Origin of the sequence: Zongyangia hominis (genome assembly GCF_014385095.1) — a bacterium.
GTDB classification, from domain to species: domain Bacteria; phylum Bacillota; class Clostridia; order Oscillospirales; family Ruminococcaceae; genus Zongyangia; species Zongyangia hominis.
The window spans coordinates 152,612-171,372 of sequence record NZ_JACRTC010000005.1; the positions used below are offsets into that span (position 1 = coordinate 152,612).

20 protein-coding genes and 1 riboswitch are annotated in these 18,761 nt (G+C 59.5%); of the genes, 12 read left to right on the top strand and 8 right to left on the bottom strand.

All coding sequences use genetic code 11. The features are described 5' to 3' along the window. Positions 1 to 121: 121 nt before the first annotated feature. The gene (locus H8709_RS08455) at positions 122 to 709 is read right to left on the bottom strand and encodes an HD domain-containing protein (RefSeq protein WP_262397942.1); all 588 of its coding nucleotides are present in this window, start codon (positions 707 to 709) and stop codon (positions 122 to 124) included. Positions 710 to 735: 26 nt separating this feature from the next. Then, the gene (locus tag H8709_RS08460; protein WP_262397943.1) at positions 736 to 1,455 is read right to left on the bottom strand and encodes a flavodoxin family protein; all 720 of its coding nucleotides are present in this window, start codon (positions 1,453 to 1,455) and stop codon (positions 736 to 738) included. 131 nt (positions 1,456 to 1,586) lie between these two features. Further along, a riboswitch (TPP riboswitch) is annotated at positions 1,587 to 1,685 on the top strand. Between the two features lie 170 nt (positions 1,686 to 1,855). Here H8709_RS08460 and thiC point away from each other — a divergent pair. The 4 genes from thiC to thiD are packed head-to-tail and all read left to right on the top strand — an operon-like array spanning position 1,856 to position 5,399. Beyond that, a complete protein-coding gene (gene thiC, locus H8709_RS08465) occupies positions 1,856 to 3,157 on the top strand; it encodes a phosphomethylpyrimidine synthase ThiC (protein WP_262397944.1) in 1,302 nt (433 codons plus the stop codon). 12 nt (positions 3,158 to 3,169) lie between these two features. Continuing rightward, positions 3,170 to 3,985 carry a hydroxyethylthiazole kinase gene (thiM, locus tag H8709_RS08470; RefSeq protein WP_262397945.1) on the top strand — a complete coding sequence of 272 codons (816 nt, stop codon included), beginning with the start codon at positions 3,170 to 3,172 and terminating at the stop codon, positions 3,983 to 3,985. Further along, on the top strand, positions 3,972 to 4,610 hold the full coding sequence (gene thiE / locus H8709_RS08475; RefSeq protein WP_262397946.1) for a thiamine phosphate synthase: 639 nt from the start codon (positions 3,972 to 3,974) through the stop codon (positions 4,608 to 4,610). Before thiM ends, thiE begins: the two co-directional genes overlap by 14 nt. A 12-nt stretch (positions 4,611 to 4,622) precedes the next feature. Further along, complete coding sequence (gene thiD / locus H8709_RS08480; protein WP_262397947.1) at positions 4,623 to 5,399, top strand: bifunctional hydroxymethylpyrimidine kinase/phosphomethylpyrimidine kinase; 777 nt, start codon at positions 4,623 to 4,625, stop codon at positions 5,397 to 5,399. Between the two features lie 52 nt (positions 5,400 to 5,451). Here the strand turns inward: thiD and H8709_RS08485 are convergent, their stop codons facing one another. From H8709_RS08485 to H8709_RS08510, 6 genes are all read right to left on the bottom strand, one after another. After that, positions 5,452 to 5,799, bottom strand: a complete 348-nt coding sequence (locus H8709_RS08485; RefSeq protein ID WP_262397948.1) for a GIY-YIG nuclease family protein — start codon at positions 5,797 to 5,799, stop codon at positions 5,452 to 5,454. Beyond that, positions 5,780 to 6,274, bottom strand: coding sequence for a DUF6530 family protein (locus H8709_RS08490; RefSeq protein ID WP_262397949.1), 495 nt, complete (start codon positions 6,272 to 6,274; stop codon positions 5,780 to 5,782). The genes H8709_RS08485 and H8709_RS08490 overlap by 20 nt, the downstream gene beginning before the upstream one ends. A 168-nt stretch (positions 6,275 to 6,442) precedes the next feature. Further along, positions 6,443 to 9,346 (bottom strand): N-acetylmuramoyl-L-alanine amidase, encoded by a 2,904-nt coding sequence (locus H8709_RS08495; protein WP_262397950.1) that lies wholly within the window; start codon positions 9,344 to 9,346, stop codon positions 6,443 to 6,445. Positions 9,347 to 9,499: 153 nt separating this feature from the next. After that, positions 9,500 to 11,023, bottom strand: coding sequence for a xylulokinase (gene xylB, locus H8709_RS08500; RefSeq protein ID WP_262397951.1), 1,524 nt, complete (start codon positions 11,021 to 11,023; stop codon positions 9,500 to 9,502). A gap of 180 nt (positions 11,024 to 11,203) precedes the next feature. Continuing rightward, the gene (locus tag H8709_RS08505) at positions 11,204 to 11,416 is read right to left on the bottom strand and encodes a hypothetical protein (protein ID WP_262397952.1); all 213 of its coding nucleotides are present in this window, start codon (positions 11,414 to 11,416) and stop codon (positions 11,204 to 11,206) included. A gap of 131 nt (positions 11,417 to 11,547) precedes the next feature. After that, on the bottom strand, positions 11,548 to 12,705 hold the full coding sequence (locus H8709_RS08510; RefSeq protein ID WP_262397953.1) for a hypothetical protein: 1,158 nt from the start codon (positions 12,703 to 12,705) through the stop codon (positions 11,548 to 11,550). 163 nt (positions 12,706 to 12,868) lie between these two features. Here H8709_RS08510 and H8709_RS08515 point away from each other — a divergent pair, with 163 nt between their 5' ends. From H8709_RS08515 to recO, 8 genes are all read left to right on the top strand, one after another. Then, entirely contained in the window at positions 12,869 to 13,189 is a 321-nt protein-coding gene (locus H8709_RS08515) for a YabP/YqfC family sporulation protein (protein ID WP_262397954.1), read from the top strand. Between the two features lie 307 nt (positions 13,190 to 13,496). Beyond that, positions 13,497 to 14,702, top strand: a complete 1,206-nt coding sequence (gene yqfD, locus H8709_RS08520) for a sporulation protein YqfD (protein ID WP_262397955.1) — start codon at positions 13,497 to 13,499, stop codon at positions 14,700 to 14,702. Positions 14,703 to 14,863: 161 nt separating this feature from the next. Next, complete coding sequence (locus H8709_RS08525; RefSeq protein WP_262397956.1) at positions 14,864 to 15,832, top strand: PhoH family protein; 969 nt, start codon at positions 14,864 to 14,866, stop codon at positions 15,830 to 15,832. Between the two features lie 16 nt (positions 15,833 to 15,848). After that, positions 15,849 to 16,352 carry an rRNA maturation RNase YbeY gene (ybeY, locus tag H8709_RS08530; protein ID WP_262397957.1) on the top strand — a complete coding sequence of 168 codons (504 nt, stop codon included), beginning with the start codon at positions 15,849 to 15,851 and terminating at the stop codon, positions 16,350 to 16,352. Next, positions 16,345 to 16,833, top strand: a complete 489-nt coding sequence (locus tag H8709_RS08535; RefSeq protein ID WP_262398000.1) for a diacylglycerol kinase family protein — start codon at positions 16,345 to 16,347, stop codon at positions 16,831 to 16,833. The genes ybeY and H8709_RS08535 overlap by 8 nt, the downstream gene beginning before the upstream one ends. 3 nt (positions 16,834 to 16,836) lie before the next feature. Continuing rightward, positions 16,837 to 17,736, top strand: coding sequence for a GTPase Era (gene era, locus H8709_RS08540; protein WP_262397958.1), 900 nt, complete (start codon positions 16,837 to 16,839; stop codon positions 17,734 to 17,736). 134 nt (positions 17,737 to 17,870) lie between these two features. Continuing rightward, positions 17,871 to 18,059, top strand: a complete 189-nt coding sequence (locus H8709_RS08545; RefSeq protein ID WP_262397959.1) for a hypothetical protein — start codon at positions 17,871 to 17,873, stop codon at positions 18,057 to 18,059. Further along, entirely contained in the window at positions 18,013 to 18,759 is a 747-nt protein-coding gene (gene recO / locus H8709_RS08550; RefSeq protein WP_262397960.1) for a DNA repair protein RecO, read from the top strand. Before H8709_RS08545 ends, recO begins: the two co-directional genes overlap by 47 nt. Positions 18,760 to 18,761: the final 2 nt, after the last annotated feature.

The following is an 18,761-nucleotide window of genomic DNA, read 5'->3' on the forward strand; positions in this document are numbered from 1 at the left end:
GCCAACGGCTTTCCGCTTTTTTGTATGAATTCTTTAATACCAAGCCTTGTCAGGACCGTTCCTTTGGGACTTTATTTTTCAGCCTGGAACCGGCCTGCAACGACTCTGTCCGACATCGAGGCTACTTGCCGCTTTCCTGATGGCATTCGTCCGGCTCCCGGATATGGGCGGCTGTTTCTTCGTCCAATAATTGACGCAGCCGCAGGAGGAGGGGATCGCTGGAAAAATAGGCCTTGCCATAGTCTAAATTGAACCGATAGTCAAAATCGGCCGGGTTCTCCCCCTGATTATGCTGGAGGATCGTTTCCGCTTTGTCCAGGGCTTTGACCAGCTTTGCCTCCGCCGTCAGGTTCTCGTTATATTCCCGCCACAACGCCAGGAGCTCGTCTTTCTGCTCCTCCGGCAAAAGCGAAAGGACCCGCTGAACGTCTCGTTCTTCCGCCGCGTGTTTGTCGGCCTCGTTGGGATGGGTAGCGGCTGAAACATCGCCGATATATAGTTCCCCCAGATCGTGCACCAGGCACATCATCAGCGTTTTGCCCGGATCAACCGCAAAAGAGGGCGCCAGCAGCCCCGCCAATAAGGCCAGACGCCAGGAATGTTCCGCCGTGCTTTCCCTGCGCCCGGTGGAAGTCCACGCCTCGCGCAAAACGGATTTTAATCCTTCCGCCTGCCGGATGAATGCAAGCTGTTTTTCCAGTGTATCCATGTTCTTTTCCTTTCCGGTTTTAGATGCTATTTGGCCGTCTTCCACGGCTTTTGGCCGTCCAGCCAGCCGTTTGCCTTCCAGTAGGCGGCGTCCCGCTGACTCATGGGGCGCTCGGCCTGCTGAAGCTTTTTGGCCAGAAACAGCATGCCGCGCTTGTAAGGGGAGGGGCTGGGATTGCGCCCGCTTTCCACGCTGCGCCCGATGGAGCGCGCCAGGCCCTCGGCTCTTTTCTCGATTTTTGCCTTCGTCTTCTCCGAGACGTCCTCCCAGCGGGACGCGTGGACGACGGTGCCCAGGGTGTAGATCTTCGGCACGCCCCAAAAGCGCAGGCTGTGCTTCATGGTGCCCAGCGTGCTTTTTAGTCCTCCGCCGGCGGTGGTGGAGACGCACAGCGCCACCTTTTGGAACATGGGCGGGTGGGGGCGGTGGATGAGCCAGTGGTAGGCCACATGGTCGAGCATGGCTTTGAGGGAGCCGGACACGTCGTAGACGTAGACCGGGGAGGAGAGGACGATGAGGTCCGCCTCCTCCAGTGAGCGGATGATGGGGCCTGCATCCTCGGCGTGGGGGCAAAATTCCTCCCCCTTTTTGATGCAGTTAAAGCACCCCAGGCAGAAGTGGGGCATATCCCGGGGCAGGAAAAATTCCTCCACCTGCTTTTCCCCCTGGATGCGGGAAAGCACGGCCTGGACGCTGTGGTAGGTGCTGCCCTTGCGATTGTTGCCGTAAAGGACGGTAATTTTCATGAGAGGGCCTTCCTTCGTGTATGTAATAGTTCTATTTTATACCACAAGCGAGAAAAGTCCAGAGCGAAGAAGAGAATTTTTCGTTTACATTTGGCGAAGGGAGTGTTATAATGTGACTGCACAAAAGAATAAAGCGTTTGCGGGGGAACCACTGTGGTTGAGAAGGTTAAAACCTGACCCTTTGAACCTGTTAGTTAATACTGGCGTAGGGAAGCAAATCGACATCTGTTTATCAGGGCGCCGGCTTTTCGCTGGCGTCCTTTTTCGTTGCTCGGTTGGGCTTTCCCAAAAGGATGGCCAAAGGCTTCTCCACGGTTTATTTTGCCGCGGAGACTTTTGATAGACCCGCGCAAGGAAGCGCACCAACACCGCGCGGGAGACAAAGAAAGGAAGGTTCATCATGAGCTACACCACCCAAAAGAACGCCGCGAAAAAGGGCATCATCACCAAAGAGATGCGCGTTGTCGCGGCCAAGGAAAAGATCAGCGAGGAAGCCCTCAGAGAAATGGTTGCAAAGGGTACGGTTGCAATCCCGGCCAACAAAAACCATACCTGCCTCGATCCCCACGGGATCGGCAAGGACTTGACGACGAAAATCAACGTCAATTTGGGGACCAGCCGAGATTGCCTGAACATGGAAGTGGAGATGGAGAAAGTGAACTCCGCCGTGGCCATGGGAGCCGAGTCCATTATGGACTTAAGCTCCTTCGGGGACACCCAGAAATTCCGCCGGGCTTTGACCGCCCAGTGCCCGGCCATCATCGGCACCGTGCCCATCTATGACGCCATCGTTTACTATAACAAAGATCTGGACAAGATCACCACCCAGGAGTGGCTGGACATCGTCCGGATGCACGCCGAGGACGGGGTGGACTTCATGACCATCCACTGCGGCATCAACAAAGCCACCGCCGAGCGCTTCAAGCAGGCCCACCGCCACACCAACATCGTCTCCCGGGGCGGTTCCCTCATCTTCTCCTGGATGGAGATGACCGGCAACGAGAACCCCTTCTATGAGCACTTCGACGACATCCTGGACATCTGCCAGCAGTACGACGTGACCTTGAGCCTGGGCGACGCCTGCCGCCCCGGCTGCATCGAGGATTCCGGGGACATCTCCCAGATTGAAGAGCTGGTCACCCTGGGGGAACTGACCCAGCGGGCCTGGGACAAGGATGTGCAGATTATCATCGAGGGCCCGGGCCACATGCCGCTGGACCAGATTGAAGCCAATATGCGCATCCAGCAGACCATCTGCAAGGGCGCGCCCTTCTATGTCCTGGGGCCCCTGGTCACCGACGTGGCCCCCGGTTATGACCACATCACCGCGGCCATTGGCGGCGCCATCGCCGCCACCTACGGCGCCTCCTTCCTGTGCTATGTCACCCCGGCGGAGCATCTGCGCCTGCCCACCCTCGACGACATGAAGGAGGGCATCATCGCCTCCAAGATCGCGGCCCACGCCGCCGACATCGCCAAGGGTCTGCCCGGCGCCAAGGAGTGGGACTACAATATGTCCACCGCCCGGAAGAACCTGGACTGGGAGGGGATGTTCGATCTCGCCATTGACCCGGAGAAGGCCAGAAGATACCGGGAGGAATCCACCCCCGAGCACTCCGACACCTGTACCATGTGCGGCAAGATGTGCGCGGTACGCAACATGAATAAGATCCTGGGCGGCAAAAACGTCGACGTCATCTGATAGGAGAAGACCATGCTGGAAGGAATCATCGAAGCGGTGCGCCAAAACCGGCCGCTCGTCCACTGTATCACCAATTTCGTCACGGCCAACGACTGCGCCAACGCCCTGCTGGCGGTGGGGGCCTCCCCCATCATGGCCGACGCCCCCGAGGAGGCTGCGGAGATCGCCGGGCGCTGTGACGCCCTGGTGCTCAATCTGGGCACCCCGAGCGCCGGCCGCCTGACCGCCATGGAACTGGCGGGAAAGCGGGTTAACGAGGCTGGCAGGCCGGTGGTCTTCGACCCGGTGGGAGTGAGCGCGTCCGCCTTCCGGCGGGAGGGGGCCCGAAAGCTCATGGAGGGCGTCCGATTTTCCGCCGTCCGGGGCAATATCTCGGAGATCTCGTTTTTGGCGGGCCATCCCGCAGGCTTTGGCGGCGTGGACGCGGGGGAGAAGGACGCCGCGGCGGATTTGGCGGGGAGACGGCGGCTGGCCGCCTCCTTTGCCCGGACGATAAGGGCCGTGGTGGTCATCACGGGAGAGACCGATGTGGTCTCCGACGGGGAGAAGATCTTCTGCATCCGCAATGGCCACGCCATGATGAGCCGGGTTACCGGCACCGGCTGCATCCTCTCCGCCCTCATCGGCGCGTTTTTGACGGTGGACGCCGTCCGTCCGGTGGAGGCTGTGGCCGCCGCCGTGGGCGCCTTCGGCGTCTGCGGGGAGAGGGCCTATGAAAAAGCCGCCCAAGCCGGGCGGGGGACGGGCAGCTATCATCTGGCCCTCCTCGACGAACTGAGCCTCCTGCGGGAGGACTCCATGGGAGGGATTCGCATTGAGAATTGCTAGAGAAACCATGCGGCTTTATCTGGTCACCGACCGCACCTGGCTCGCCGGGCGGACGCTGGAATTTCAGGTGGAGGAGGCCATCCGGGGCGGGGTGACCCTCGTTCAATTGCGGGAAAAGCACGCGTCGGAGGCGGAGTTTCTCGCCCTCGCCCGCCAGGTCAAGGAGGTCACCGACCGCTATGGGGTGCCGCTCATCATCAACGACAGCGTGGAGATCGCGCTGGCTGTGGACGCGGCGGGGGTTCATTTGGGCCAGGAGGATGGGGATATCCGGCTGGCCCGGGAGAGGCTGGGGGACAGTAAGATCATCGGCGTTTCCGCCCACAACGAGGACGAGGCCATCGCCGCCTACGCCGAGGGGGCCGATTATTTGGGCTCCGGCGCGGCGTTTGGCTCCTCCACCAAGGGAGACGCGGGGAAAATTTCCCTCGATACCCTGGGCCGGGTCGCTCGGAGCGTGTCCATCCCGGTGGTGGCCATCGGCGGCATCGACGAGGACAACGCTTTGGAGCTCCGGGGCCGGAAGCTCTCCGGCATCGCGGTCGTCTCCGCCATCCTGGACCGGCCAGACGCCCGGGCCGCCGCCGAAAGGATGCGCGCCCTGGCGGACCAAATTGCAGAATAAGGAGAATCATCCATGAATACAGCGCTTACCATTGCGGGGACCGACCCCAGCGGCGGAGCGGGGATGCAGGCGGACTTAAAGACCTTCACGGCGATGAAGGTCTACGGCATGTGCGCCATCACGGCGGTGCTGGCCCAGAACACCTGCGGGGTGCGGCTGATTGAAAATGTCAGTATCCCCATGGTGGAGGCCCAGCTCGACTGCGTCTTCGAGGACATCTTCCCCGACGCGGTCAAGATCGGCATGGTGTCCAGCATCCCCATTATCGAGGCCATCGCCGGAAAGCTGCGGCAATACGGGGCCAAAAACGTGGTCCTCGACACGGTGATGGTGTCCACCAGCGGCCACCGGCTCATCGACGAGGACGCCCAGAGTGCCCTCACCCAAAAGCTGATGCCCCTTTCCGACATCATTACCCCCAACCTGCCCGAGGCGGAGGCCCTGTGCGGCTTTGCCATCACCGACAAGGCATCCCAGCAGCGGGCCGCCGAAAAAATCGCGGAAGGCTACGGCGGCTATATCCTCATCAAGGGCGGCCACTTCGACGGCGGGGACGACATGCTCTATAAGGACGGCCGGGTGCGGTGGTATCCCACCCGCCGGGTGGAGACCCATAACACCCACGGCACCGGCTGCACCCTCTCTTCCGCCATCACGGCGGGGCTGGCCAAGGGGCTGCCCATGGAGGAGGCTGTGGAGAGGGCCAAAGAGTACATCACCGGCGCCCTGGCCTCCGGCCTCGACTTGGGGAAGGGAAACGGTCCGGTGGACCACTGCTTTGCCCTATAAAGAGATAAGAAAAAAAGCGGACGCCGAAGCGTCCGCTTTTTTTAAGTCGGGCTCAGTAGAGAAGGGCGGAATCCGTCTTTTCGAGCCACAGCTCATAGAGCGCTTCCACGTCCTCTTTAAATTCTTCCGGGGTCTGGCCCTCCTTTTGCTGGAGGGTGTCGAGCACCTCGAAAACGAAGACCTCCCTGCCCATGTTTTTCCAGTCCCCGGCGATCTTCCGGTCGATGCAGGAGCCGGTCATCTGGGCAAACTGGAAGCGGTTTTCGCTCCCCTTAAGCTCGGTGGTCCAGGAGAGGAGGAGCCTGCCGTTTTCTTTGTTGCGGATGGCGAAGACGCCGCCTTCCAGCCGGCGCTCCTTGTAGGCGCGGATTTTCTCCCGCTTATCTTTGTCCACGTCCATACCCCATTTCCTGCAAAAGATTGGCCAGCACGTGGAGACGTTCCGAGAGGAACTCGTCGTTTTCGCTCAGCGCCTGGGAGAAAAGCCGGATGTCCTCGTCGATCATGGGGTTTTGGGTGCACACCGACACGGTCATGGCGTCCCCCTGCACCCCGATCCGGTCGATCTGGGGATGGGCCGGGTCGTAGAGCTTCTCATAGCGGTAGGCCTCCCGGAAGTGCTGCAAGGACCGGCAGGTGAGGATGGCAAGGTCGATGACCCGGTGCAGCGGCAGCTCCTCCGACTGACGGGACCACTTTTCCCCGGTGTACCGCCAGACCTTGGCGGAGATGTCCACCTTACCCCGGTCGTTCCACTGGGCAAGCCCCAGGGACAGGCCCTTGGCGTCGCTGTGGTAGGCGTTGTGTCCGTCGATATGCTCGTAATTGTCCGAGATAATCACCGGTTTGTGTTTGAGGGTGACGGGAATATCCATGCATTTCGCCCCTTTTTATTTCTACTAAATTACTAATTTACTAAACTCAGTATAGCCTTCCATTCTCCCCCTGTCAACCCCAGGGGAGGGAATAGGGGGAAATAAGCGCAAAAATGCCCCGGAAGAACACTTCCGGGGCATTTTGATGGCAGGTGAGACGGGCAAATGTCAGTTGGCCGCCTGGATGGTGTCGATGATGGCTAAGGTGACCGCGTTGGCAGTGCGGAAGATGGTAAAGGAGTCGCACAGCGTCTCATATTCGGCGGGATTGGGCATAAAGCCGTTTTCCACCAGCACACTGGGGCAGAAGGTCATCCGGGTCACCCGGTAGGTGGACTGGATAGCGCCCCGCGCCTGGCGGCCCAGGGCCGTGGTCATGGTGTCGTGAAGAATCTGGGCAAAGGCGGCGGAGGTGTCGTAGTGGTAATAGATCTCGGTGCCGTGGATGTCGGAGGCGTCGGTGATTTCGGCCACCGAGTTTTGGTGGAAGGAAATATAGAAGTCCACCTTCATGTTTTCCGGCGGCATACACCGCTCCTCAAAGGAGAGGCGGGAGTCGTCGGAGCGGGTGAGGGAGACGGTGGCCCCCAGGGCCTCCAACTGCTTCTGGGTCTCGTAGGTGATGGCCAGGTTGATGTCCTTCTCGGTGGCCCCGTTGCTGCCCCCCGGCCCCAGTGAGCCCGGGTCATCCCCGCCGTGACCGGCGTCCAGGGCGATGACCACCCCTTCCAGGGGCTTGGCGGGATTGTCCGAGAGCTTGGGCGGGGTCAGAAAGTCGAGGACCGTGTTGCCCTCCAAGTCGTATTCCACATTGTAGCCCCACAGCTTGACGCCCTCTTTGAGAGTGAAGCGCAGGGTGACGCTTTCGTCGTCGTTGACCCGCTGGGAGATGTCGGAGAAGAGCTTTCCATTTTCAAAGAGCCCTTCCTGGACGTTGACGGTATGATAGAGGGTGATGGTGAAGGCGTCGTCGTCCAGGGAGGAGTGGAAAACAGGCTTGTGGGTGCCCTTGATGGTATAGGTCTGGCCTCCGTCCTCCTTTTCCTTGAGGAGCACCTCGGAGACATTGTTCTGATAGGAGGCCGCCCCCTCCACAAAGTCGACGGTGCTCTTGAGAATCCAGCCGCCGCTGGAAAGCTCGCACATGGTGTCGGTCTGGTCGGTGACCAAATCCACCGAGCCCTGCTTGAGGCTGGCGATAATGTCGCTGTTGGTGTCCGGCTCGCTGAACACGGTGCCGATGTATTCGGCGGCGGTCATGGTCAGCTTTCCGCCCTCGCCCACCACGTAGATTTCTCCTAAGGAGGAAGTGGTGCTGGTCTTGCCCTCGTAGATCAGGGTATAGGAGACGGTGCTCACCCGGGTGGTGACCCCCGCCGGATAGTCGTCGCGCAGGGTGGCGGCGCCTTTATAGAGGGCGGGCACGCCGTCCTCGGCCACAGCCGCCTGCTCGAGGGGAATGTGCATCCCGTCGAAGGTGGCGCTCACCTCCCCGCCCGCGGGCGCGATGCAGGAAAAGGTGATCTCTTCCCCGGCATAGGCGCCGTAGGAGGCGGTGGGGAAGACGGAATTTTCCTTGATGGCGCTGATGGTGGCCGCCTCTCCCTCGCCCTTTTTCTGGCGGGTGATGGTAATCACCGTTTCCACGCCGTCCCCCTGGCGGAAGGTGAAGATGTTTTCCCCCACTTCCAGCTCCTTGAGCACCCCGAAGGTGCCGCCACTACCTCTGGCTTCCACGTTTTCCCCATTCAGCGTCAGGGGCAGGCTGGGGTCGGAGGTGCCCATGAGATAAAACCGGTCATAGGTGGTGGTGAAGGCGTCGGTGGCCGGCCGGGTGACGGCCAGGGTCTGGGCAAAGCTGAGATTGACCTGGGTGGGCTGCTCCGAAGCGGGCAGGGCGTACATGGAGGCGGTATAGACGTCCACACCCTGGGTGTCGGAAGCGAGGTCGGCGTAAGTGGAGAGGATGTGCCCTTTAAAATTCTGCTGCCGGTTGAGATAAATTTGGTCGGCCAGGGCGAAGAGATCGCCCCGCTGGGCGGCGCTGACGGCGTTTAAGGTGATGACGGGGATATGGTAGGTCTGGGAAGTCTCTCCCCACCACTGGACAATTCTTTGGTAATCGCCGTCCGCGCCGCCCACGTCATAAAAGAGCTCGGGCGTGATGTAGTCGACAAGTCCCGCCTCCAGCACGGCGGTGACGTCAAGGCCGTTGTCTTCCGCGGGCAGGGCGCCGCCGCGCTCTTCCTCGGAGAGATGGACGTTGACGCCGGGGGCGGTGATGCCCAAGGAGATGCCGGCGTCGGAAACGGCGGCGCGCACCGAGGAAAGACAGGCGATGATGGCGTTTCGCTCAAAGTCCTCGAGGGAAAGGGCGCCGCTCGACGCCTGGTGTGCCGTTTCGCTGGTCATGCCGGCGGCGTAGGAAACCCCGGAGAGATGGATGCCGTCCACATTATAATGTTCGGCGATTTCGGCGGCCAGCTTGCCGATATATTTCTGCACCTCGATATGGGCCGGGTCAAAGGCGAGGGCTCCACCCGACGCTGTGGTTAGCCATTCGGGGTGGAGTTTGGCCGGATGTTTCTGATAGAGGGAATCGGTGTCGGTGATGCCTCCCAGATCAAAGGGATGAATCACCGCGTAGACTCGGATTTCGTTGCGGTGGGCCTCCTTGATGAGCAGGCGTAGCGGGTCGTATTTCTGACGGTTGTCCTGTTTGCCGTCGATGTGGACGGAGGAGGGCAAAAGATCGGAATCGTAATAGGCCTCGCCGCCCGCCACCGCGTCCACAAAGATGGTGTTGTAGCCATAGGTGGCGGCGTGCTCCACGATGGCGGCGATGTTCTTTTGCGCCTCGCTTCTCGTCATGTTTTCCTGGGGGATGAGACTGTTTTCCCCATAAGCGGACACTGTAAAGGCTCTGATTTCCGCCGGGGTTTCCAGTTCCACCGTGTCCTTTTCAAATTGTAGGGAGCGGGGCAGGTAATCCCGCAGCAAAAAGAAAGCGCCGGTGCCCAGACCCGCGACGAGCAAAATGACCACCAGGGTCAGGACGTATTTTTTCTTCAAGACGCATCACCTCTGTTCCTATCTTACCATAGTCCTCCGCCGTTTACGAGAAAAAATGGGTGAATATTCTTGGAAATCTCTGTGAAAACCGGGGGAAGAACCAAAGAAAACGGCGGTCCCATTTTTGGGACCGCCGTTTGGAAAGATCTGGTTTTACAGTGCGGCAAGCTCTTTAAACTCATCCTTGAGGGCGGGGTAGAGCTTGACGTACAGCCGGTAGAAGGCCTCGTATTTATCGATGTTTTCCGCCGTGGGCGCCTGGGTCTTGTTCTTCTTGATGACCCGGCGGCAGCCCTCCTCCACCGACGGATAGATGCCGGCGCCGACGCCCGCCAGAATGGCGACGCCCAGGGCCGGGCCTTCCTTGGAATTGACGGTGGATACGTTGCAGTTAAACAGGTCGGCCAGCATGGAGCGCCACAGCGGGCTGGTTCCGCCGCCGCCGCAGGCCATCATGTCGTCGATCTCGGTGCCCATCTCGCGGATGATCTCGATGCAGTCGCGCAGGGAGTAGGAGACGCCCTCCAGCACCGCGCGGATAAGATCCGCTTTTTGGTGGATGGCGGAGAGGCCGAAGAAGACGCCGCGGCAGTCGGTGTCCAGATGGGGGGTGCGCTCACCCATCAGATAGGGCAGGTAAAGCAGGCGGTTGGAGCCCACCGGGACCTTGGCGGCCATGTTGTCCATGATGTAGTAGGGGTCCACGCCCTCCTTTTCCGCTTGGGCGATTTCCTCCTGACAGAAGTTGTCCCTGAACCATTTTAAGGACAGCCCCGCGCCCTGGGTGACGCCCATGATGTGCCAGCAGCCGGGAACGGCGCAGCAGAAGGTGTGGACGCGACCCTTCGGGTCGATGGAGATGTCGGAGGTGTGGGCGAAGACGACGCCGCTGGTGCCGATGGTGGTGAAGGCCTTGCCGTCCTCCACGATGCCGGTGCCCACGGCGGCGGCCGCGTTGTCCCCGGCGCCGCCGACGACGATGGTACCCTCCCTAAGTCCGGTCATGGCCGCCACCTGAGCGGTGACCTTGCCGGTGACTTCGGGGGACTCGTAGACCTTCGCCAGCAGGGATTTATCGATGTCTAAAAGACCCAGCAGCTCGTCGGACCAGCAGCGGCCCGGCACATCGAGCAGCTGCATGCCGGAGGCGTCGGACACCTCGGTGGCGTACTCGCCGGTGAGCATGAAGCGGATGTAGTCTTTGGGAAGCAGGATATGGCGGCATTTGGCATAGTTTTCCGGCTCGTTGTTGCGCACCCACAAAATTTTGGCGGCGGTGAAGCCGGTGATGGCGGGATTGGCCGTGATCTCAATCATCTTTTCGCGGCCGACTTTGGCGGTGATCTCCTCCACCTCTTTGCCCGTGCGCTGGTCGCACCAGATGATGGACTTGCGGATGACCTCGTTGTGCTCGTCGAGCATGACAAGGCCGTGCATCTGGCCCGAGAGGCCGATGCCCTTGATGTCGGCGGGGTTGACGCCGCTTTTGGAAACGCAGTCACTGAGGGTCTGGACGGTGGCGTTCCACCAGTCGGCCGGGTCCTGCTCCGCCCAGCCGTTGTGGGGCTGATAAAGGGGATATTCCACCGTGCTTGAAACCACGGTGTTGCCGTCGGTATCAAACAGGACTGTTTTGGTGCCGCTGGTACCAATGTCAATGCCTATCAAATATTCCATAAAAAGTCCTCCTTCTGATTACATCCCTGGTATTTCTTACTATAGATAATAACACTAATTTCTCCAGAAAACAATATGGGAACTTTGTCAGAAAAATCCCGTAAATCTTTAGAAGATCGGCCCCATTGGGGGAAAATCGAGCAAAAAGCGGCAAGTTGTTCTAACAACTTGCCGCTTCTCTTACAGTTTAAAATCCTCGGGGGAAAATTGAGGGAGCCGGCGGGCCTTTTTGGGCACCCGCTTGAGGGGGTCGTAGCTAAATTTCCAACAGCTGTAATGGGGGGCCACCACGCCGTGCTTTTGGCAGAGAATCATAATGCCGTCCCTGCCCGGTCGCCCGAAAGCGCAGTAGAGGCACTCCGGTTCGATGCGACCGCCGAAGAGTTTTCCCATGGATATTTCCCCCTTTTTGCCGTATTTTCCTGTGCCCGCGGAGACGCTTCGCCCGCGTTCATTCCACGGCTGCCACAGCGCGGATGAGCGAAGCGGTGTCTTATCCGATGCGCAGGACTCCGCGTACGGTTTTATTTTACCACATTTGCCGCCGGTTTTCCACGCTCTTTTCTTTTGCGGATTCCGCCGCCCGGGGAAGCGGAAAGGAGCAGGATGGCACAGAGGATGAGGATGCAGACGGCGGCGGGGATGCTGCCATAGGAGATTTCCAGCCTAGGCGGAGCTTTGAAGACGGCGCTGATGAGGGCCAGCGGCACCGCCCGAAGGATCAGGTGGGCGATGACGCCGGTGATGGCGGCATGGGCCAGGCGGGAGAGGAGGAAGGGGACCAGGTTTAGGCGGTGGTCCTTGATGAGGGCGACGACCTGGCAGACGATGGAGACGCTGGAAAAGGAGACGAGGATGCTGCACAGGGTAAAGCCGGTGAGGACGTCGTTCTGGGCGCTTTGCAGACAGCCCCGGGTCACCTCCAAGAAGCCGTAGACCAGAGGGGTGACCACCTGACTGCCGGCGAGGGCCGAGAGCTTCTGGCAGAGAAAGTCCATGAAGCCGGAGGCGGTGAGGAGGGAGGTCACGGCGCTTAAAAAGACGATGAAGGCGCTGACGGTGAACATGGAGGAGGCCCCGGCGCACACGGAATTGACGAAGGCCACCGGCAGGCTCTGGCTGCCGTTTTGCGGGGCCTTGGTCTTGGGGGGCGTTTTGTGAAAGAGGCCCAGGAAAGCGCCGATGAGCAGGGAGGAAAGAATTTGGGAGATGAGGAGGATGACGCCCAGGGCGGTGGAGTGGAGCATGGAGAGTCCCACGGTACCGATGAGGAAGGCGGGGCCCGCGTTGACACAGAAGCAGAGCATCCGGGCGGCCTCTTTCCGGTCGATCTTTTCCTGTTCCAGGAGCCCCGCGATCATCTTGGCGCCCACCGGGTAGCCGCCCAGCAGGCTCATGAGGATGACGCAGCCGCAGGAGGAGGGGAGTTTGAAGACATGGCGGGTCAGGGGGGAGAAGGGGCGGGAGATTATTTCCCCCAGCCCAGAATTTAAAAGGAAACAGGCCAGCACCACAAAGGGGAAGAGGGACGGGATGACCACCCCCGCGCAGAGGGTCAGCCCGTCCCGGGCACCCTGAGCGCTGGACTGGGGGTAGCACAAAATCCCCAGGCACAGCGCGCCGGCGGCTGAGAGCAGAAACAGGGTCTTCATGGGTTTGGACAATCGGAGTTTTTCAGTCATTGTGGCATCCTCTCTTTGGCGGCGTCAGGAATGGGTATGAAAGCGCCCTTTTTTCAATATATATGAAAAGAGCATGAAGTTATGAGCTTGCAGCCGCCGGATTTTGGCCGTATTGACCCCAGGAAAAACCGGCGGCGCTTTGAAAGGATACGGTGTGGTTATGTTGAGAAGGGAAAAGCAGCGCAATCGCAGGCCCCTGCCGCCGGAGAAGGAAATTAAGCCCAAGGTGACAACCAAGGTGGCGAAGGTCATCGGCGTGCCCGAGGACGCCTTCAGCGCCCTGCCCCAGATCGAGCTTTCCGGCAATCGGGAGGCGGTGGTGGAGGGGTGCCAGGGCATATTGGAATACGACGAAAACGTCATCCGTCTGAGCCTAGGCCGGATGATGCTGCGCTTTTGCGGGCGCAACCTTCAGCTTCGCTGCATGGCGGCCGAGAGCGTGGTGGTGGAGGGTTACATCATGTCCATGGAGTTTTTGACCTAGCGCCCGGGACGCAAGGGCCGTTTCTAGCGTCCGGAGGAGCTGGACCCGACGGACGGCGCATCAAGGTCTAGAAGGGCCGGTCGGTGGCGAGGGAAAGGGGTATCCCGACGGGGCCAAACGAATGTCTCCGGGACGGGGCATCCCGACGTACCGCCCGGAGAGGGCTGGAAGGGAAAATCTGCCAACTTTTCTCCGGCGGGGAGGGAGGCCGAATCTCCCCGCCACAAAGGACAGCATCCCCTGGTACTACTCAGTTCCCCTCCAAACGGCACCCAACGGGCAAAAAGTCGAGGCAAAGGAGAACACCATGTTTATCATCAGACTATTCCGGTGGTTTTGCGGCTATGTCCGCTTCACGGTCACCGGTGATTTTATCGAGCGCTTTCTCAATCTGGCCATGCGGGGCGGCGTCAATATCTGGGAGCTGCACCGGGAGGAAAATCGAGTCACCGGCTGCGTGCTGCTGCGCGACTATAAGCGTTTTCGCCTTTTCACCCGAAAGACCGGGGTCAGAGTGCGCCACACCGGCGTGGCGGGCCTGCCTTTCGTGGGGAAAAAGTATCGCAAACGGGTGGGACTGCTGCTGGGCGTGGTGGCCTTCTTTGTCGCCCTGTTCGTCCTTTCCCAGTTCATCTGGCAGATCAACGTCAACGGCTGTGAGACGGTGGACCCCCAGACCATCCTGGACGCGGTGCAGGAATACGGACTCAAGGAAGGGGTGTTCCGGGGCAGCGTGGACGCCCGGGAGATCGAAAACCGGGTGATGATCAAGCTGGATACCCTCTCCTGGATCGCCATCAATATCCAGGGCAGCACGGCCAACATCGAGATTGAGGAGCGGGTCAAACCGCCGGAGATGCTGCCGCTGGATGACCCGTGCAACGTGGTGGCTGGTCATGAGGGAATGATCGTGCGGGTGGAGGCCCACGACGGCAAGGCCATGGTCGAGAAGGGGGACGCGGTCCAAAAGGGGGAGCTGCTCATCAGTGGCATCATCGAGTCCAAAAGCGGCAAGAATATCGTCAAGCACGCCTGGGGCAAGGTCATCGCCCTCTACGACGAGACCATGACCATCCGGGTGCCCCTCAAGCAGCGCCAGAAGGTCCTCTCCAATGAAAAAAAGGAGCGGGGCTTCCTGCGGGTGGGCCCGGTGGAAATTCCCCTCTCCCTCGGTTCCTCCCCAGGAGAGAACGCCCAGGTGCGGATCGAGGAGCGGCAGCTTTCCCTCTTTGGCTTCGCCCTGCCCATCCACCACGGCCAAAGGGTCTACCAGGATTTTTCTTATGAGGAGGTGACCCTCTCCCAGTCCCAGGCCAAAGCCCAGGCGCTCGCGAGGCTTGAGGAACTGGAGGAAAAGGGCGTCGGCGACTGCGAAAAGAAGGACCGGACCCTCTCGGGGGAGATAGACGGCGAATACTACATCCTGACGGCCCGCTTCGTGGTGGAAAAGGACATCGGCGTCACCGAGAAAATTCTCACGGATCGGGCGAAGGAGGGGGAAAATTTGCAGTAAATTTTCGTTAGCCACTAGTAAAATTCAATAGTATTTGTTATAATAAACTGTACATACTGAGCAATTGCTCCAGAATTGTGAAAATATCGTCCCAATCCGCGGGAAAGGGCGTCCTCTTGGGCATTGGCGGAAGAAAAAAGGGACCGGGAAAAGGTGAATGAATGATCGAAAGAATTGTCGATGTGGAACGGATGGAGCACGCGGTGGCTCTCTTCGGAAACTTTGATGAAAATATAAAAATCTTGGAAAAGGAATACGGCGTCACCATTCTGTGCCGGGGCACGGAGGTCAAAATTTCCGGCGACGAGGAACAGGTGGACAAAGCGCGCCGGGCCGTGGAAGGACTCTTATCCGTGTTGGAAAAGGGGGAAGTCCTCACCGATCAGAATGTCCGCTATGTCATCACCATGGTGGCCGAGGGTACCGAGGAAAAGCTGGCGTCGCTGGCGGGGGACTGCATCTGCATCACCGCCAAGGGGAAGCCCCTGCGCCCGAAAACCCTGGGCCAAAAGCGCTATGTGGACGCCATCCAGAATAATACCATCGTCCTCGGCATTGGACCGGCGGGCACCGGCAAGACCTATCTAGCGGTGGCCATGGCGGTCAGAGCCTTCCGCAAGGGGGACATCAACCGCATCATCCTGACCCGTCCGGCGGTGGAGGCGGGGGAGAAGCTGGGCTTTCTGCCCGGCGACCTGCAAAACAAGGTGGACCCCTATCTGAGACCCCTCTACGATGCCCTCTTTGACATGCTGGGGCCGGACAATTACCAGAAATACCTGGAGCGGGGCAACATCGAGGTGGCGCCGCTTGCCTACATGCGGGGGCGGACGCTGGACGACAGCTTCATCATCCTGGATGAAGCCCAGAATACTACCCCGGAGCAGATGAAAATGTTTTTGACCCGTTTGGGATTTAACTCCAAGGCGGTTATCACCGGCGACATCACCCAGATCGACCTGCCCGACGAGCGGAAATCCGGCTTGGTGGAGGCTTCCCGGGTCCTCAAACGGGTGGAGGATATCGGCATTGTCTATTTCAGTGAAAAGGACGTGGTGAGACACCGCCTCGTCCAGGAGATCATCAAGGCCTATGAAAAATACTACGAAGACGGAAAACGCCGGAAGTAGAAACGGGGGAAAGGACATGGAAAGTTTAAAGGTAATGATCTCGAATAAACAAAAGGAGGTCAAAATTCCCACGGGAATGCGGCTTCTGATCCGGCGCTGCTGCAATGCGGTTTTGGTGCTCGAAAAGTTCGAGGGCATTGCGGAGGTGTCGGTAAGTTTTGTCAATAACGAGCAGATCCGCCAGCTCAACCGGGAATACCGCCACAAGGATGCACCCACCGATGTGCTCAGCTTCCCGCTGGGCGAAAACGGGGTCTACGATATCAACCAGGAGACCGGCGCCCAGCAGCTGGGCGACGTGGTCATCTCCATGGAAAAAGCGGTGGAACAAGCAAATCTCTACGGCCACTCCCTCCAACGGGAGGTGGGCTTCCTCACCGTCCATTCCATGCTCCACCTGCTGGGCTACGACCACGAGGGCGGCGGCATACAGGCGGTGCATATGCGGGAAAAAGAAGAGACCGTCATGGCCCGTCTGGGACTCCAGCGGGACGCCAGCTATGTGTTTGTCGATGAGTAAATATGGCTTTTCGGCCCTGGGGCGCAGCTTTACCGCCGCGCTGCGGGGCTTTTGTCACTGTGTGAAAACCCAGCGCAATATGCGCATCCATCTGGTGGCGGCGTTTCACGTCCTCGCCCTGAGCGGGTTTTACCGCTTCTCCAAGGCGGAGTACGGGCTGCTTCTCATCACCTGCGCCCTGGTCATGGGATGCGAGGCGGTCAACACCGCCGTGGAAGTCCTTGCCGATGGATTTTGTCCCCGCCGGGACCCTACGGCCGGGCTCGCCAAGGACATCGCCGCCGGGGCGGTCCTCGTCTGCGCCTTCTTTGCGGCGGTGGTGGGCGTCCTCCTGTTTTGGAATCTGGCGGCTTTCGGTCGGATGGCCGGCTTTTTTGCCCGGTATCCCTGGGCGCTCTTAGTACCGGCGGCGACGCTGACGGCGGGACTCGTCTGGGCCATGGGAGCCCCGGGGAATTCAATAAAGAAAAGGAAATTATAAAATATGGATACAAAGACAAAATCCGGCTTTATCGCCATTGTGGGCAAGCCCAACGTGGGCAAATCGTCCCTCTTAAACGCGCTGGTGGGGGAGAAGGTGGCCATTGTTTCGGGCAAGCCCCAGACCACCCGCACCCGGATTACCGGCGTGCTCACCGAAGGAGAAGTACAGCTGGTGTTCATCGACACCCCGGGGCTCCACAAGGCCAAAAATAAGCTGAGCGAATACATGGTCGAGCAGGTCAAGGACTCGGTGGCCGACGTGGATTTGGCGGTGCTGGTGGCCGACGCCACAGCCAAGGAAATTTATAAGGCCGAGCGGGAGCTGATGGAAAGCTTTGCCGCTTTGCATCTGCCCGCCATATTGGTCCTCAACAAAATCGACCTTTTGGACAAAAAGGACGCGCTCATGGCGCGGATGCAAGCCTTTTCCCAGTGCTATGACTTCGCCCACATCCTGCCCCTTTCAGCCCAGACGGGCGAAGGGGTGGACGAGCTGCTCCAAATTCTTAGGGAGGCGGCCGAGGAAGGCCCCCACTTTTTCCCAGACGACGCCCTGACCGACCAGCCAGAGCGGGTCATCGTGGCGGAAATCATCCGGGAAAAGATTCTCAACCACATGTATGAGGAGATTCCCCACGGCACCGCCGTGGCCATCGAGTCCATGAAGGAGCGCCCGGGCGGAAAACTGATGGACATCCATGCCACCATCCTGTGCGAAAAGCAGAGCCACAAGGGCATGGTCATCGGCAAAAACGGGGCCATGCTCAAAACCGTTGCGTCCGAGGCTAGAGCGGAAATCGAGAGCTTTCTTGACTGCAAGGTCAACCTCCAGTGCTGGGTCAAGGTGCGGGATGACTGGCGCAACAAGGAGCGCGTCATCAAGGAGCTGGGCTACCAGTAAACGTTTTTCGCCGTTTGTCAAGGCTAAAGTTTTGCCAATACTGGACGACTTTCCCGCTGATAACGCCCGCCGCCATGGATAGAATTTTAATAAAGAAATTCGATCCTTCGTAAGGCGGAAAGGCGGTTTTGACCATGGATCAAAAGGCGATGAACGCATGGAAGCATTTTGAGCAGACCGGCAGCGTCGCGGACTATATGCGTTACCGGCAGCTCATTAACAATAGGGACACCGGCGCGGCCGGGTACGACCCCTTAGGAGGCGAAGACGGGCCCAATGCTGATTACGACCGATGGACTGGTGATCAAACAAAAATCTATTGACGAGCACGACAGCCTGCTCACCATCCTGACCAAGGAGCGGGGGGTCATCTACGCCTACGCCAAGGGCGCCCGGCGCCTCAAAAGCACCCTGCTTCCCTCCACCGAACTGCTGTGCTACTCCCATTTTGTCCTCTTTCAAAACAGGGACCGCTACAGCGTCAACAGCGCCGACTTAAACCAGGTCTTTTTCGGTGTCCGGGAGGACATCGAAAAGCTGTCCCTGGCTACATATTTTGCCCAGCTCTCCGGCCTCGTCCTCCCCGTGGAGGAGCCGGAAGAGGAAGCGCTGCGGCTGTTTTTAAATTGTATGCATCTCTTGGAAAAGGACAAGCTCCCCATGGCCCAACTCAAGGCCGTCTTCGAGTTGCGGCTGATGACGCTGTGCGGCTTCATGCCCGATCTCGTGGGCTGCGCGAACTGCGGGACCTACGAGGGGGAGCGGATGTTTTTTGTCGCCCGCAGCGGTGAAATTTACTGTGGGAACTGCCGGGAGAAGTCCTCCGGCCCCCTCTTAGAACTGTCCCGCTCGGTGCTGCAAGCCATGCGCCACATCATTTACAGCGATTTTTCCAAGCTCTTCGCCTTCAGCCTTTCGGAGGAATCCTTGTTTTTGCTGGGCCGGGCGGCGGAAAATTATACCCTGTCCCAGGTGGACGCCGGCATTCCCACCCTGGACTTTTATCATTCTTTGCATGCTTAACC

Excerpts from the sequence above, each read along its gene's own strand:
- H8709_RS08455 (WP_262397942.1), bottom strand. The coding sequence starts at position 709 with ATGGATACACTGGAAAAACAGCTTGCATTCATCCGGCAGGCGGAAGGA.
- H8709_RS08460 (WP_262397943.1), bottom strand. The coding sequence starts at position 1,455 with ATGAAAATTACCGTCCTTTACGGCAACAATCGCAAGGGCAGCACCTAC.
- thiC (WP_262397944.1), top strand. The coding sequence starts at position 1,856 with ATGAGCTACACCACCCAAAAGAACGCCGCGAAAAAGGGCATCATCACC.
- thiM (WP_262397945.1), top strand. The coding sequence starts at position 3,170 with ATGCTGGAAGGAATCATCGAAGCGGTGCGCCAAAACCGGCCGCTCGTC.
- thiD (WP_262397947.1), top strand. The coding sequence starts at position 4,623 with ATGAATACAGCGCTTACCATTGCGGGGACCGACCCCAGCGGCGGAGCG.
- H8709_RS08485 (WP_262397948.1), bottom strand. The coding sequence starts at position 5,799 with ATGGACGTGGACAAAGATAAGCGGGAGAAAATCCGCGCCTACAAGGAG.
- H8709_RS08490 (WP_262397949.1), bottom strand. The coding sequence starts at position 6,274 with ATGGATATTCCCGTCACCCTCAAACACAAACCGGTGATTATCTCGGAC.
- xylB (WP_262397951.1), bottom strand. The coding sequence starts at position 11,023 with ATGGAATATTTGATAGGCATTGACATTGGTACCAGCGGCACCAAAACA.
- H8709_RS08505 (WP_262397952.1), bottom strand. The coding sequence starts at position 11,416 with ATGGGAAAACTCTTCGGCGGTCGCATCGAACCGGAGTGCCTCTACTGC.
- H8709_RS08510 (WP_262397953.1), bottom strand. The coding sequence starts at position 12,705 with ATGACTGAAAAACTCCGATTGTCCAAACCCATGAAGACCCTGTTTCTG.
- yqfD (WP_262397955.1), top strand. The coding sequence starts at position 13,497 with ATGTTTATCATCAGACTATTCCGGTGGTTTTGCGGCTATGTCCGCTTC.
- H8709_RS08525 (WP_262397956.1), top strand. The coding sequence starts at position 14,864 with ATGATCGAAAGAATTGTCGATGTGGAACGGATGGAGCACGCGGTGGCT.
- ybeY (WP_262397957.1), top strand. The coding sequence starts at position 15,849 with ATGGAAAGTTTAAAGGTAATGATCTCGAATAAACAAAAGGAGGTCAAA.
- H8709_RS08535 (WP_262398000.1), top strand. The coding sequence starts at position 16,345 with ATGAGTAAATATGGCTTTTCGGCCCTGGGGCGCAGCTTTACCGCCGCG.
- era (WP_262397958.1), top strand. The coding sequence starts at position 16,837 with ATGGATACAAAGACAAAATCCGGCTTTATCGCCATTGTGGGCAAGCCC.
- H8709_RS08545 (WP_262397959.1), top strand. The coding sequence starts at position 17,871 with ATGGATCAAAAGGCGATGAACGCATGGAAGCATTTTGAGCAGACCGGC.
- recO (WP_262397960.1), top strand. The coding sequence starts at position 18,013 with ATGCTGATTACGACCGATGGACTGGTGATCAAACAAAAATCTATTGAC.